The sequence below is a fragment of the Bradyrhizobium jicamae genome (genome assembly GCF_018130215.1).
Lineage (GTDB): Bacteria > Pseudomonadota > Alphaproteobacteria > Rhizobiales > Xanthobacteraceae > Bradyrhizobium > Bradyrhizobium jicamae_A.
The window spans coordinates 39,408-53,621 of sequence record NZ_JAFCKQ010000018.1 but is presented as its reverse complement, the minus strand read 5'-3'; the positions used below and the strand labels follow the sequence as shown (position 1 = coordinate 53,621).

The window sequence follows — 14,214 nt, the reverse complement described above, 5'->3', positions numbered from 1 at the left end:
TGCCGTTGCGCGTGAGGTACGATTTTGGCAAGGTCGCGCCCGATTTGAGGCGGTCCCTTTTTGGGGAGGGATCACTCTCGAGAATAAGCGCCTGCCGTCCGGCAAAAAAGGCGCGGGGGTTACATCAAGGATCTGAGGCAACATTCAATGACAGCTTTATGGGTGATCGTGCTCTGCGGGGCGCTTTCCATCGTCTACGCGATCTGGGCGACGCAATCGGTCTTGAACGCGGATGCAGGCAGTCCGCGCATGCAGGAAATCGCGGGTGCGGTCCGCGAAGGCGCGCAGGCCTATCTGCGCCGCCAGTACACGACCATCGGCATGGTCGGTATCGTGATCTTCGTCGTGCTGGCCTACTTCCTCGGCCTGCTTGTCGCGATCGGATTCTTGATCGGCGCCATCCTGTCCGGCGCGGCCGGCTTCATCGGCATGAACGTGTCGGTGCGCGCCAACGTCCGCACCGCACAGGCCGCGACCACCTCGCTCGCCGGCGGCCTTGAGCTCGCCTTCAAGGCGGGCGCGATCACCGGCATGCTGGTCGCCGGCCTCGCGCTGCTCGGCGTCACCATCTACTTCATGGTGCTGGTCCACTTCCTCGGGCTGGAGGCGGGTAGCCGCACCGTGGTCGACGCCATGGTGGCGCTCGGTTTCGGTGCTTCGCTGATCTCGATCTTCGCCCGTCTCGGTGGCGGCATCTTCACCAAGGGTGCTGACGTAGGCGGTGACCTCGTCGGCAAGGTCGAGGCCGGCATCCCCGAGGATGATCCGCGCAACCCGGCCACCATCGCCGACAACGTCGGCGACAATGTCGGCGACTGCGCCGGCATGGCCGCCGACCTGTTCGAGACCTATGCGGTGACCGCGGTCGCCACCATGGTGCTGGCGGCGATCTTCTTCGCCAAGACGCCGATCCTGGTCAACATGATGACGCTGCCGCTCGCGATCGGCGGCATCTGCATCATCACCTCGATCATCGGCACCTTCTTCGTCAAGCTCGGCGCCAACCAGTCGATCATGGGCGCGCTGTACAAGGGCCTGATCGCCACCGGCGTGCTCTCGCTGGTCGGCGTCGCTGTCGTCATCAACTGGCTGATCGGCTTCGGCAAGCTCGATGGCGTCGAGTACACCGGCATGGCACTGTTCTGGTGCGGCGTGGTCGGCCTCGTCGTCACCGGACTGATCATCTGGATCACCGAATACTATACCGGCACCGACTATCGCCCGGTGAAGTCGATCGCCTCGGCCTCGGTCACCGGTCACGGCACCAACGTGATCCAGGGGCTCGCGGTCTCGATGGAGGCGACCGCGCTGCCGGCGATCGTGATCATCGCCGGCATCCTGGTCACCTACAGCCTGGCCGGCCTGTTCGGGATCGCGATCGCGACCGCCACCATGCTGGCGCTGGCCGGCATGATCGTGGCGCTGGACGCCTTCGGCCCGGTCACCGACAACGCCGGCGGCATCGCCGAGATGGCGGGGCTGCCGAAGGAGGTGCGCAAGTCCACCGACGCGCTGGATGCGGTCGGCAACACCACCAAGGCGGTCACCAAGGGCTATGCGATCGGTTCCGCCGGCCTCGGCGCGCTGGTGCTGTTTGCGGCCTATAACCAGGACCTCAAGTTCTTCATCGCGGACTCCGGCGCGCATTCCTACTTCGCCGGCGTCAATCCGGACTTCTCCCTGAACAATCCCTATGTCGTGGTCGGCCTCCTGTTCGGCGGCCTGCTGCCGTATCTGTTCGGCGCGATGGGCATGACCGCGGTCGGACGTGCGGCCGGCGCCATCGTCGAGGAGGTCCGCCGTCAGTTCCGTGAGAAGCCCGGCATCATGCAGGGCACCGACAAGCCCGACTACGGCAAGGCGGTCGACCTGCTGACGAGGGCGGCGATCAAGGAGATGATCATCCCCTCGCTGTTGCCGGTGCTGTCGCCGATCGTGGTCTACTTCCTGATCTACGCGATCGCAGGCGGGGGCGCGGCCGGCAAGTCGGCGGCATTCTCTGCCGTCGGCGCCATGCTGCTCGGCGTCATCGTCACTGGCCTGTTCGTCGCGATCTCGATGACCTCGGGCGGCGGCGCCTGGGACAATGCCAAGAAGTACATCGAGGACGGCCACTACGGCGGCAAGGGCTCCGACGCCCACAAGTCCGCGGTGACCGGTGATACCGTCGGCGATCCCTACAAGGATACGGCGGGCCCGGCGGTGAATCCGATGATCAAGATCACCAACATCGTGGCGCTCCTGCTGCTCGCGATCCTGGCGCACTGAACGGCAAGCCATCGGCTGAAACGAGAACCCCGCGGCGAAAGTCGCGGGGTTTTTCGTTGGACGGGGATGCCGTCCGGTCCGGCCATCTTCACAGCGAGACAGCTTGTTTCTCTTGCGTGTATATTACAAAAGATACATCTTTAGGTGAAATATTTTTCGCATTCATTTTCTGGCGATCCCGCAGAAGGGGCGCTCCATTCATTGCCGACGGAGGTGCATCCGTGCCGCTGATGAAGCCAAGGCAATTCTTCCTGGCGAAGAGAGATGACGGCACCGACGCGCCGCCGCCGGATTTCGAGAACGTCGTCAAGGCGGTGATTTCCACCTTCGCGGTGTTCGTGGGTTTCACCATCAACTCCTATCTCAACAACACGGATATCGAGAATTTCCGGAGCTGGCGCTTCTGGGCGTTCATTGCGCTCGCCTCATTGCTGCTGCGCTACATCATCGGCAGCTCGGTCCACCTCAACCACGTCTATGTCAAGAAAATCTGGGCCGAGCGGCCGCGATCCTGTTCAGTCCTGTTGCTGTTCAAGGACGTGTGCTTCCTCGTGATTTTCGGCATGATTGCCGTTCACACCGCGAAGGCAAAGACGTTCAACGAGTTTGTCGACGGAACGCTGTGGTTCGTCTTCGCAGGCTTCGTCTGGTCGGTGCTCGACAAATTCGTTCGCGGCATATGGAAACACTGGGATACGCACGAAGCGCCCGGGCAATTCGTGAACCACTGGATATTGCTCGACCTGGCCCTCGTCGCCATCGTGTTGCTGGTCAACTGTCTGACCGGCCACGAGCTGACCCGCGCCATGGTGGTCGCAGGGTTCTATCTGCTGTTCCTGTTCTTCGACTTCCTGGCGATCGTGCGGGCCACCCAGTTCGAATGACGCAGGCGAGGAGCCTGCGTCGCCTTCGCCCGAAGCGCTAGTTGAAGCTCATCAGCTTGAGCAACGGTGTCAGATACGACATTTCCGCGCCCGAGGTCGGCGTGGTGCGGCTGATGAAGTCGAACACCTTGCCGTCCTGCATGCCGTAATTGGCGAGCCTGCGCACCTGCCGGTTCTTGTCGAAATAGACCGCGATCACGCGCTGATCGACCACGTGCTGGTTCATGAAGGCGACCGGACGGGAGGCGCGCTGCGAGATGTAATAGAACACCTCGCCGTCGAGCGTGGCGACGGTGGACGGGGTGCCCATCACGATCAGCACCTGGTCCTGGCTGGCGCCAATCGGAATCTGCTCGAGTGCGCCCTCGGGCAGGATGTAGCCCTTCTGGAATTGCTCGCCGGTGCACCCGGCAAGCGCGGCACAGACGAGGCCCACGGCGGCAACCGCGCGCAAGCGCGAGAGAAAGCCGCGTGCAGAGGCCACGGTTGAAGATCGTAAAGTCGCTTGGTTCATCGGCGGAACTGATCCGTCCCCTTGCATCGCGCGAGGCGTTGACGTACCGGGCAGCCCAAAGGATTGCAATATTGCCGAGCCTCCGACAGGCGATCCCTCGACAGAGGGATCATTGGGGCTCCCAGGAACCCACCATGCTTTGGCCGTTCAATCACTTCAGAAAACCCCTGAAACCCCCGCGCGGCACCATTGAGACCATCTATGGCATGATCGTGACGCAGGCACGAGAACCGTTGTTTTACCGTGACTTGGGCGTTCCGGACACGGTTAATGGCCGATTTGACCTGCTCTTGATGCATCTGTGGCTGGTGCTGCAACGGCTCAGGCACGTTGAGGCCGGTCCGGACCTATCGCAGGCGCTGTTCGACCATTTCTGCACCGATATGGACGATAATCTGCGCGAGATGGGCATCAGCGATCAGGGGGTGCCCAGGCGCATGAAGGCGTTCGGCGAGGCCTTCTACGGCCGGACCGCAGCCTATGATCTCGCGCTGACCGACAGCGACGAGGCGCTGGCGCAGTCGTTCTGCAAGAACATCCTGAACGGTGAGAGCCTCGACAAGGCGCGCGAGCTCGCCGCCTATGCGAGGGACGCGATGGCCGTGCTTTCGCGCACCGATGCCGCCGCGCTGGAGCAGGGGAATTGGCGTTTTCCCGCACCCCGGATCGCAGGAGCCACGGCATGAGCGGAGATACGCCGGCGCGGCCAGGCACATCACGAGATACATCCCGAGATACATCCCGAGATCCTTGGCGCGTGCTGGTCAACGTGGCGCAGATCCCCGAGACCGGGCTGCATCGCGAGATCGTGGCCGACGAGACGGTGCGCAAGGGGATGGCCGAAATCGCCGAGCTGCGCGAGGTGATTTCCGCGCGCGCGGCCTTCGACCTCATGCCGAAGCGCGACGGGCGCTTCCATGTCACCGGCCGGGTGCAGGCGCGGATCGGCCAGACCTGCGTGGTAACGCTCGATCCGATCGAGAATGACATCGACGAACCGATCGACCTGATCTTTGCGCCGCCGGAGCAGATTCCGCAGATGGCCGATCTCGTCGATGACGCTGAGGACAGCGACGAGGAGACGCCGGACCCGCCGGAGCCGATCGTGAACGGCTTCATCGACATCGGACGACTTGCGACCGACGCGCTGTTTCTTGGAATCGATCCGTATCCTCGCAAGCCGGATGCGGTCTTTGAGCAGACGGTTGAAGTGCCTGATCCGGAAGATCATCCCTTCGCCGCGCTGAAGGCGTTGCAGGATCGGAAGCCGAAGGGGCCCAAGGGCGATAATTGAAGGGGACGACGTGCCTGCGCCGCCACACCAGAGGGCGTTGCCTTCACTTTAGGTCATACTTATATCGCATTGAAATATCAAGAATTTGTGCGATGATATGGGTGCTGGCGGTGCGAGTTCCGCGAAGTGTCTATCCCCGGTCAAGAGGTTGTGTCGGACCGCGGACACGCTATTGTCGCGGCCCGGCCGGGACGCAGGAATGGCGTTTCGCCGTGCGCCGTCGACAGCGGTGACTTCAAGCCCGCGGTCCTTGTCTGCAGGGGCCGCGGGAGAGCAGGTTTCCGGGACGTTCATGCCTCAAAAGGTTCGCATCGCGCTTGACGCCATGGGTGGCGATGTCGGCGCATCGGTCGTCATTCCCGGCGCCGCGATCTCTTTGAGCCGTCATCCCGGCAGCGAATTTCTGCTGGTCGGCGACCGGGCGAAGATCGAGCCGGAGCTCGCCCGGCATCCCGCGCTGAAGGCGGTATCGAAGGTGATCCATACTGACGTCGCGGTGAAGGGGGACGAGAAGCCGAGCCAGGCGCTGCGGCGGACCCGCCGGGCCTCGTCGATGTGGCTTGCGATCGATGCCGTGAAGCATGGTGAGGCCGATGTCGCGATCTCCGCCGGCAACACCGGCGCGTTGATGGCGATGGGGGGCCTCAATCTGCGGACGCTGCCCGGCGTCGACCGCCCGGCGCTCGCAGCGGTGTGGCCGACGCTGCGCGGTGACTCTGTCGTGCTGGACCTCGGCGCCACGATCGGCGGCGACGCCCGCCATCTGACGGCGCTGGCCGTGATGGGCAGCGCCATGGCGAGCGTGCTGTTCGACCTCGAACGGCCGACCGTCGGCCTGCTCAATATCGGGTCCGAGGAGATCAAGGGCCATGAGGAAATCCGCGAGGCGGCCGGAATGCTTCGGGCGATGAACTCGACCCAGTTCAACTATATCGGTTTCGTCGAGGGCGACGGCATCGGGAAGGGGCTCGCCGACGTCATCGTGTCGGAAGGCTTCTGCGGCAATATCGCGCTCAAGACGGCCGAGGGAACCGCGCGGCAGATGTTCGGCCTGCTGCGCGAAGCCATGTCGTCGAGCTGGCTGGCGCGCATCGGCTATCTGTTCGCCCGTGGCGCGTTCCAGAAGCTGCGCGACAAGCTCGATCCCAACAAGTCGAACGGCAGCATCCTGCTCGGCCTGAAGGGTGTGGTGGTCAAGAGCCATGGCGGTACCAACGCGGAAGGCTTTGCCTATGCGGTGGATGTTGGCTATGAGATGGCCCACTACGATCTCCTTACCAAGATCAATCAGATGCTCAACCGCGACGGCAGCGCACTGGTGCAGGCGCCGACCGCGCAGGAGGCTGTTTCGTGACTGCGATACGTTCGGTCGTGCTTGGCTGCGGCTCCTATCTGCCGGAGCGGGTTCTGACCAATGCCGAGCTGGCGGCTCGAATTGACACCTCGGATGAATGGATCGTGCAGCGCACCGGCATTCGCGAGCGCCACATCGCAGCCGACGACGAGTTCACCTCGCATCTCGCCATCAACGCCGCCCGCGCCGCGCTCGCCCATGCAGGGCTCGACGCCCAGGCGATCGACCTGATCGTGGTGGCCACCTCGACCCCCGACAACACCTTCCCTGCGACCGCGGTTGCGGTCCAGCACGGGCTCGGCATCAATCATGGCGTGGCCTTCGATCTGCAGGCGGTCTGCTCCGGTTTCGTGTTTGCGCTGGCCACCGCCGACAATTTCCTTCGTGCCGGCGCGCACAAGAGGGCGCTGGTGATCGGCGCCGAGACCTTCTCGAGGATCCTCGACTGGGAAGACCGCGGTACCTGCGTGCTGTTCGGCGACGGGGCCGGCGCTGTGGTGCTCGAGGCCCAGCCGCATGCCGGCACGATCAATGATCCCGGCGTGCTGACCACGCATCTGCGCTCCGACGGGCGCCACAAGGCGAAACTGTTCGTCGACGGCGGTCCCGGCTCGACCCGGACGGTCGGGCATCTCAGGATGGAAGGTCGCGAGGTGTTCAAGCACGCGGTCGGCATGATCACCGACGTGATCGTCGATGCCTTCAATGCCACCGGCCTGACCGCCGAGGACATCAACTGGTTCATTCCGCATCAGGCCAACAAGCGAATCATCGACGCGTCGGCGCACAAGCTTCATATTGCGCCGCAGAAGGTGGTCCTGACGGTCGACGGGCACGGCAACACCTCGGCCGCCTCGATCCCGCTCGCGCTGTCGGTCGCGGTCAAGGATGGCCGCGTGAAGAAAGGCGACCTCGTGCTGTTCGAGGCGATGGGAGGCGGCTTCACGTGGGGCTCGGCGCTCGTGCGCTGGTGAGGGAATCGCTAAAAATCGCTGGCGTTTTGCCGGTTTCTTTCTCGCCTGCGAGCTATGGTCGCTGTTGACCATTGCGCGCTAAGCTTTTAATTTCAGTCAAGAAATTGTTCGCCGAGAGTGCGGGGCAGGCGATGACCACGGGAACCGGAAAAACAGTTACACGTGTCGATTTGTGCGAGGCGGTCTATCAGAAGGTAGGTTTGTCGCGCACCGAATCGTCGGCGTTCGTCGAGCTTGTGCTGAAGGAGATCACCGATTGCCTGGAGAAGGGCGAGACGGTGAAGCTGTCGTCGTTCGGCTCCTTCATGGTGCGCAAGAAGGGACAGCGCATCGGACGCAATCCGAAGACCGGCACCGAGGTGCCGATCTCGCCGCGCCGCGTGATGGTGTTCAAGCCGTCGGCGATCCTGAAACAGCGGATCAACGGCCACGCGCCCACCAATGGCGACGCCAGCAAGGACGACTGATCTTTATCCTGCAGCGCGATGAGATTAGGCTGGATCGCCATCGCGCGTGATTCTCGTTTGAGCGCGATCCTTCCGGAATGCCGCGTCATGCGTCTCCGGAACATGCTTTAGTCAAAGAGGAGCGGGCATTTGGACAAGGCGCCGGATGCGTTCCGTACCATCAGCGAGGTCGCTGACGAGCTCGACATTCCCCAGCACGTCCTGAGGTTCTGGGAGACGCGCTTCGCGCAGATCAAGCCGATGAAGCGCAGCGGCGGACGCCGCTATTACCGCCCCGACGACGTCGACCTGCTCAAGGGCATCCGCCGGCTGCTCTACGGCGAGGGCTACACCATCCGGGGCGTGCAGCGGATCCTGAAGGAGCACGGCATCAAGTCCGTGCAGGGCATCGCCGACCATAGCGCGTCCGTCTCGTTCGGCGCGGTCGAAGAGGCGGTCGGCCACAGCATGGCCGAGCCCGACGATGCCGAGGCCGACGGCTTTGATCTCGACGGCGAGGAGGGCGACGGCGACGAGAAGGGCATCGACTACCGCTTCGTCGATCCCGACGAGGACGCCATCCTGTCGACCTACAAGAGCCACGCGCAGCCGGCGAAAGCGCCGGCCCCGGCACCCGCGCGGGTCGCAGCCGCCGACCGCCAGAAGCTCGAGCGCGCACTCCAGGATCTGGTGGCCTGCCGCCAAATGCTGGATGCGGCGATGAAGGATGGCCAGGGCTGAAGCGTTTTCGAGCGAAGTGGACCCGGTTCGCGTCAAGAAGACGCGGTCAAAACGAGGATCCAGAGCTTCGGCTCTGCTTCATGTGGAGCCGAAGCTCCGGGGCCGGGAACCCGTGTACCGATTGAGACCCCTGGGGCCGCCTGCCGCCTTGCGCGAACACGGGATCGCGGCTAATGGAACGGCATCGGAGCGTGGCGCAGCCCGGTTAGCGCACTAGTCTGGGAGACTAGGGGTCGGAGGTTCAAATCCTCTCGCTCCGACCAAATCTAATAATGATTTCATCGTGTTGCGTCGCGGGCCTTCAAGGCCCGCTTTCGTGTCTGGCGGCATGTAAGCACGGTGACCGAAAGGTGGGTACCAACGAGGCAATTCGCGCCTGGGGAAAACCACGGCCGTAGCATGCCCGGCGAATTCGTGGCGCGAAGCGCAACCGGGGGGCGCACCCAGTGCTGACATTGGGTCGTGTCACCGATTTCTACGAGGTTCGCTTCACTCCCGGAGGCTGCCAAGTTCCTTCGCCCGGTGGCAGAACGGACGGCGGTTCGGCCTTGGGCCAGTAGAGCCTCATCACAAGATAGATCGGCCCGTTCGGAGCTGGAAGCCAGTTGGCCTCCTTGTCAGATCCCGGAGACTTGTTCTGGATGTAGAGCGTCAGCGACCCGTCCGCATTGGTCTTCATGGCGGGAAGCATTGGTGAGTTGATGAGATACCGATTGATCGGGTTTTCGATCAACAACTGCGTCTTGCCGTCATACATCGTCAGTGACCAGAACGCATTTACAGGCGGCTGTTGACCTGCGGGAAACGTCAGCGAGTAGTTGTGTTTGCTGCCGTCCAGCTTCTCGCCATCGACGTCATCGTATGTGTAGGGATACATCGCTTCATCAGGACTATTGCCGTAGATGCCCGCCTTCGCCGCGACGGCGCGGCTCAACCAATTGCCGTTGTAGTGGGCGCTGTCGCCGGGCAGACCCGCGACACGCCAGCTATTGATCGACTTCCCGGCACTGGCAACGCCTTCATCGACCTTTCGGTCGCCTTCTTTCATGCCGAGGGCGATCTCCGCCTTGTCCTCAATCGACAGCGTCTTGAAGTCGAACGTCTTGCCGGGACCGATGCCGATCCTTGCAAGCTGGGCACGCATCTCCGCTTCGTTTGCTTGTGCAGGCGCGAATTGAAGCGCGAAATCGAGATACTCGAAGAAGTTCTTCTTCACGAGTTCCTTGTCGATCTTCGGGAAGTCGATCGCGGGAGCGGACGGCGGTGGCGGCGCGTTCAGGTAGGTTGAGAGCGGCTGCACTTTGTAGCCAGCCTGCACTTTCTTCACGTTCTCGAGGTCGTCGGGGCCGAAAAGCTGTGTGCGATACCCGATCACCGAGAACTGCGTGCTCGAACGAAAGACTTTCTTGATATCGGGAGGCGTGGTGCCCTGCCAGGTAGGCCCGACCACCATGTAGTCGCCCGGTTCATGGCCCGTCGCGCGGCTACCAATGTAGCCATAGTTGTACGTGTTGCCGTCGCAAAGCATGAGCGAGTAGTATCGCTTCGGGTCCACTGCCGGGACCGAAAGGATGATCGGCTCTGCACGCAAATCCAACCATGCGAACGAGTACGGCGTGTCGCTGTTTGGCGTAACGATAGCGGTGTCTTTGTAGGTGAAGGTGTTGGCTTCGTTTTTGATCTGGTTGAACGGAGCCTTGAACTGACCCGAGTTTCGGTCAATGGCGTACTCGTACATGATTGCATAGTTCATCACGATGGGGAGGCCGTAGACGAAGCCAGCTTCGGCAATGTCCTTGGCCTTGAAGAAGCGGGGACGCTCGCTGGTCGACTGGGCCGGCGCCGGGGTAGATTTAACCGCCGCAGCACTTACGGCGGCAAGAGCGGCGGAATGAAGAAAATCTCGCTTCGTCAGCATGGTGACCCTCATCGCAATTCAGGATCAGGTTGTCACGATTAGCCATGCAAGCCTTGATCAAGATCAAAGGGTGGCTGACCCGGCAAGTCCGCTTGGCCCAAGGCCAGTGTTCATTCAGGCCGGCTTCTACGTCGCCTCAGTATAACCAGTGTAAGGCTTCTTACGCGTGACGATCGTTCGCGCTGACGAAAAACAACTACTTCGCGTCTTATGGCGTACCTGAAATCTGCTCGATGGCCTTCAGGACCAGAATCTTGCCGTTATCCCCCTTACGGCAGAAGTTCATAAGCCTGGTCAGGTTGTCCTCGAATGCCTGCTTGTCAAGCGACGTGCTGTTCTTCTTGCCGTGATAATAGCCGCTAAGCCAAGCTGCGACGTTTCTCGGTTGGCCAATTTCGCCGCCGGCAAATTGTCGACATGTGATCTTTGCGACCTCTATCGTAACTTGTGCCTCGGCGAGCGAAGTGCAAAGCAACGTAACAAGCAATGCCATGCCGACCCTATAAAAGCGCATAACTGCGGTTCTCCATAGAAAATGGCCTTCGCGAATCTCTGGACATCGGCCGCAGTCACGTCGCAGTCCGTGACGCCGCCGAACGTGAACGCGCGCACGTCTTCGGCGCCGGTACGCTCGGGTGCAGCGTCCTGATACTTTCCGGCGACCGCCCAAAGCGGCCAAAGGGACGTGATGCCCGGGCCTGGCCCGGCACCTGGTCGTCATGGTCGATCGACCGAAATCAGTTGACCGAACCCGCGAGCGGGAAGTGCTGGATGTCGTGGCGGGGACCTTCCGCTTCCGCTGCCGCAATCGATCGCACCGCTTGAACCACGAAAGCACAGTTGTCGGGGAGCGAAGCTGCGGGCATCTCGATCACCGCCCTGTCTTCCCAGCCGCCGTTCTTCTCGACCGCGAAGTAGAGCCTGACCGCACCATGGCCCATGGGTTCGACTTTGCGGATCGTGGTGGCGAAGGAATTTCGGATAGCCTGTGACACAGAAGCTGTTTCCCTGTGGGTTGCCGCCGGGGTGACATCCGACGACTAGATCGGGATCGGGTTGAGATAGGCACAACAGGACGGTAGCGCGCCCTCGCGGGCCGCCCGCCTGTACTTCCGAGGTAGACGGCCCGCTTCGAGAACTGGATTGGAGGAAGGCTTGCTCCAGCCAGCTTTGCTCGCAGCCCTATTAGACGGCTAGTCCAGCGGGCCCGCAATCGGAAAAACAGGATTACCCCGCTAGGTCAGATGTCGCCCCGCGCATCCCGCGGCGCGGCCCGTTGAGCCCGTCATCCGCACCCCCGACACGTAGCAGCTCGCCGCTGTTCGGCTCCGTCGCCGGCGGATGAGACGATCGGGAAAATCCGTGTTGGCAACCGGACCGGGAAGCGACCGGCTCTCATCCAAGAGGCGCCAGCCGCGTTGAGTCCCGCATCCGACCAACGCAACGCAATGATTGGCTGATGCTGCCGGGTACGGCGCAGAAGGCCACCTAGCCGCGTTTCAGACGAGCGATCCGTCTGTAGTCGATCCACAGCTCAATAAACTCGTGTGAGTTCAGGTAATGCTCAGCTCGGCGCTTCGCCTCTTCATCGTCAGTGCAACGAAATTCATACGTTGCGCGTGCAACGCCAGCCGGGTCGACGCCGAACGCGACGTAGGGTTTGAGCCCTTCAACCATTGCAGTCCCCATGACCTAATGAAGTCCGACTGACGCGGCTTAGCGTCGGACGATCCGATTTGCCATCAATGACGCAAAGACCGCATCGGCGGCCTCTTGGGCCCGATCTCAAATGACTAAGAACTGAAATTTCCGCCGATAGCCCTGGCATTATTAGACAGCGAATTCGCGGCGACGAGAAGTCCTGAGAAGTCCATCCACAACAGGAACTGTCGTGACGTTGCGAGCGCGACACACCCCGATTTGCGATGGGAGCCTCGGCCACGACGTGTGAAAGGAAAAGTGCTCTCGAGGGGAATCGGGAAAAACTCCCGATCTCTCATTCGCTTGCCGCAGACCGCCGCCGCCAGTACGCATCGGGCGTGCCAAAAGTGTGATGTTGCCAACGCAGGTTAGCTTCGGACGCGGTAAGCCGCGCTATTCCAGGCTTCTGCTGAAACAGTCGCTGACGACCCGGGCTCAGTGCGCTGGAACGGGAACGCTGCCGAAGGGCACGGGCGCTCAATTCAGCGCTTTTGACGGGGCAAACTTTCCGACCTTGCGCGCGCCATCCCAGAGTTCCACAGGCTTGCCGGCGGCCAGGCTCTGGGCTTGCTCCCTTGCGTCATCGTCACTGCCGCAGAACAGGTCCATCCGCCACAAGATGCGATCGTCGGGGCTGAGGACATACGCCGTGTAACCGTGCATCGATTCGTCCTGTTGGGACCTGCCTCCATCCAGAAACGTCAGTTCTGGAATGTTGTTCCCCTCGACAGAAGCGGACGGGTTGCGGAGGGGGCATTCTGGTGCAGCCCGGGGGCGCCTCACGACGTCATCGAACACCCCGACCATCGCGACCGGTCATGGCGAAGCTGGAATCGACGGGGACAGCCTCGAATGGCCGATGAGCGCCGCAAAAAAAGCCCCGGGCGAAGCCGGGGCTCAATTGCGCTGGAACGAGACGCTGGAACGCGGGTATCGCGACCTCAGTATTTCGCAACCACCGGGCCGTCCCAGTGGAACTTGTAGTTGATGCCGAGCTGAACGGTTTGTGCGGTCTGCTTGACGTTGAGGACCTCGCCGACGGTGGTGCCAGGAGCTGCCGTTGATATCGCCCCAATCGAACATGTCCTGCACGCCGGACAGAGCAGAGCGGGGCGGCGGCCGGACCGGCTTGCCGTCTCAAATGGCGATGTAAAAAATGGGTGAAATCAAAAACTGGCGGTGGCAAGGATCGGGTGTCAAAGATTGTAGGTCAGTGCAACGCTCATGCACGCCTTCTCGAGCTTGGCGTTGAGCGTCGCGAGCTTGCCAGTGAACTCCGCCAGCTCCCGCTCGCTGAATTCGTCGAACACGCATTTCCTGAAAGTCTTGTATTGCTCGGCAAGGCTCGCCAGATGCTTCCTGGTCTTGTCGGTCAGCGAAAGCCGGACCACCCGGGCGTCGAACGGCGAGGGGGCGCGCAACAGCAGTTCCTTCTGCTCCAGGATCTTCGACTGGGTGGTCACGAAGGAGGGGTCGACATGGAGCAGCTTCGACACCACGTTGACCGGCACGCCGCCGTCCTTGTCGAGGTCGGAGACCGCCATCAGGATCATCCACTGCGGTCCGGTGATGCCGAGCGTCTTGCCCCAGAGCTGGCGGACCTCCTCGAGGTGGCAGTTGATGGAGGAGATCTCCAGGGTGAAGCGCTTGATGATGTCGAGATTCTCGATGGCGCGCTGGCGCGTCGCATCCTTCCTGGTCGCGGACACTGTTTTCCCTTCCTCGTCGCCGGCAGCATCTTTTCGCTGATTTGATTCTTGTTGCTCTTGCGGCTGTCGCGATTGTTGACACAACTTGACGCTGACGCAAGTGGAAGCGCGATGATTTATGATACTTGTATGACGCGCGTCATCGTTGAGGTGCGACAAATTCTCATGTGTCTGCAATGGTCTCTGCGGGTGGCGTTGCCGCCGGGACACAGTGTGGCCCCATTCGTATAGCTGACTTTATAAACTATTTTGATTAGCGAACCCGCACATGCATATTGGACCTCGGCGGTAGGGGAATCTCGATCGACCCGTTGTGTTGATCGCTCGCGTCCATCGCGCTCCTCAAGTTGTGTCTGAGGGTGCGAACAAGGCCGGGCGGTTGGCGAATAGGCGGGGGGATCTCGGGGCGCT

Annotated in this window: 15 protein-coding genes and 1 tRNA gene; 9 read left to right on the top strand and 7 right to left on the bottom strand. The window is 61.9% G+C overall.

What is annotated here, in order from left to right; genetic code table 11:
- Positions 1–147: 147 nt before the first annotated feature.
- Positions 148–2,268: a sodium-translocating pyrophosphatase gene (locus tag JQ586_RS20360; RefSeq protein WP_212396391.1), complete on the top strand. Its 2,121-nt coding sequence runs from the start codon at positions 148–150 to the stop codon at positions 2,266–2,268.
- 221 nt (positions 2,269–2,489) lie between these two features.
- Entirely contained in the window at positions 2,490–3,152 is a 663-nt protein-coding gene (locus tag JQ586_RS20355; RefSeq protein WP_212396390.1) for a hypothetical protein, read from the top strand.
- A gap of 37 nt (positions 3,153–3,189) precedes the next feature.
- On the opposite strand, the gene JQ586_RS20350 is transcribed toward JQ586_RS20355, so the two are convergent.
- Positions 3,190–3,666, bottom strand: a complete 477-nt coding sequence (locus tag JQ586_RS20350) for an outer membrane protein assembly factor BamE (RefSeq protein ID WP_212396389.1) — start codon at positions 3,664–3,666, stop codon at positions 3,190–3,192.
- Positions 3,667–3,800: 134 nt separating this feature from the next.
- Between JQ586_RS20350 and JQ586_RS20345 the strand changes: the two genes are divergently transcribed.
- The 7 genes from JQ586_RS20345 to JQ586_RS20315 all read left to right on the top strand — a co-directional run bounded on the left by JQ586_RS20345 (position 3,801) and on the right by JQ586_RS20315 (position 8,738).
- Complete coding sequence (locus JQ586_RS20345; protein ID WP_212396388.1) at positions 3,801–4,352, top strand: ubiquinol-cytochrome C chaperone family protein; 552 nt, start codon at positions 3,801–3,803, stop codon at positions 4,350–4,352.
- Positions 4,349–4,960 carry a DUF177 domain-containing protein gene (locus tag JQ586_RS20340; protein ID WP_212396387.1) on the top strand — a complete coding sequence of 204 codons (612 nt, stop codon included), beginning with the start codon at positions 4,349–4,351 and terminating at the stop codon, positions 4,958–4,960. The genes JQ586_RS20345 and JQ586_RS20340 overlap by 4 nt, the downstream gene beginning before the upstream one ends.
- Before the next feature lie 292 nt (positions 4,961–5,252).
- A complete protein-coding gene (gene plsX / locus JQ586_RS20335) occupies positions 5,253–6,314 on the top strand; it encodes a phosphate acyltransferase PlsX (RefSeq protein ID WP_212396386.1) in 1,062 nt (353 codons plus the stop codon).
- Positions 6,311–7,288 carry a beta-ketoacyl-ACP synthase III gene (locus JQ586_RS20330; RefSeq protein ID WP_212396385.1) on the top strand — a complete coding sequence of 326 codons (978 nt, stop codon included), beginning with the start codon at positions 6,311–6,313 and terminating at the stop codon, positions 7,286–7,288. Before plsX ends, JQ586_RS20330 begins: the two co-directional genes overlap by 4 nt.
- Positions 7,289–7,419: 131 nt before the next feature.
- Complete coding sequence (locus JQ586_RS20325) at positions 7,420–7,755, top strand: integration host factor subunit alpha (RefSeq protein WP_212396384.1); 336 nt, start codon at positions 7,420–7,422, stop codon at positions 7,753–7,755.
- Between the two features lie 129 nt (positions 7,756–7,884).
- Positions 7,885–8,475 carry a MerR family transcriptional regulator gene (locus JQ586_RS20320; RefSeq protein ID WP_212396383.1) on the top strand — a complete coding sequence of 197 codons (591 nt, stop codon included), beginning with the start codon at positions 7,885–7,887 and terminating at the stop codon, positions 8,473–8,475.
- 185 nt (positions 8,476–8,660) lie between these two features.
- A tRNA-Pro gene (locus JQ586_RS20315) sits at positions 8,661–8,738 on the top strand.
- Between the two features lie 212 nt (positions 8,739–8,950).
- Here JQ586_RS20315 and JQ586_RS20310 read toward each other — a convergent pair.
- From JQ586_RS20310 to JQ586_RS20285, 6 genes are all read right to left on the bottom strand, one after another.
- Complete coding sequence (locus tag JQ586_RS20310) at positions 8,951–10,393, bottom strand: DUF1254 domain-containing protein (RefSeq protein ID WP_212396382.1); 1,443 nt, start codon at positions 10,391–10,393, stop codon at positions 8,951–8,953.
- A 208-nt stretch (positions 10,394–10,601) separates the two neighbouring features.
- Complete coding sequence (locus JQ586_RS20305) at positions 10,602–10,886, bottom strand: HdeA/HdeB family chaperone (RefSeq protein ID WP_212396381.1); 285 nt, start codon at positions 10,884–10,886, stop codon at positions 10,602–10,604.
- 244 nt (positions 10,887–11,130) lie between these two features.
- Positions 11,131–11,388 carry a hypothetical protein gene (locus JQ586_RS20300; RefSeq protein WP_212396380.1) on the bottom strand — a complete coding sequence of 86 codons (258 nt, stop codon included), beginning with the start codon at positions 11,386–11,388 and terminating at the stop codon, positions 11,131–11,133.
- Positions 11,389–11,881: 493 nt separating this feature from the next.
- Complete coding sequence (locus JQ586_RS20295; RefSeq protein WP_212396379.1) at positions 11,882–12,070, bottom strand: hypothetical protein; 189 nt, start codon at positions 12,068–12,070, stop codon at positions 11,882–11,884.
- 501 nt (positions 12,071–12,571) lie between these two features.
- Positions 12,572–12,757, bottom strand: coding sequence for a hypothetical protein (locus JQ586_RS20290; protein WP_212396378.1), 186 nt, complete (start codon positions 12,755–12,757; stop codon positions 12,572–12,574).
- Positions 12,758–13,290: 533 nt separating this feature from the next.
- Entirely contained in the window at positions 13,291–13,803 is a 513-nt protein-coding gene (locus JQ586_RS20285; protein ID WP_212396377.1) for a MarR family transcriptional regulator, read from the bottom strand.
- Positions 13,804–14,214 lie beyond the last annotated feature (411 nt).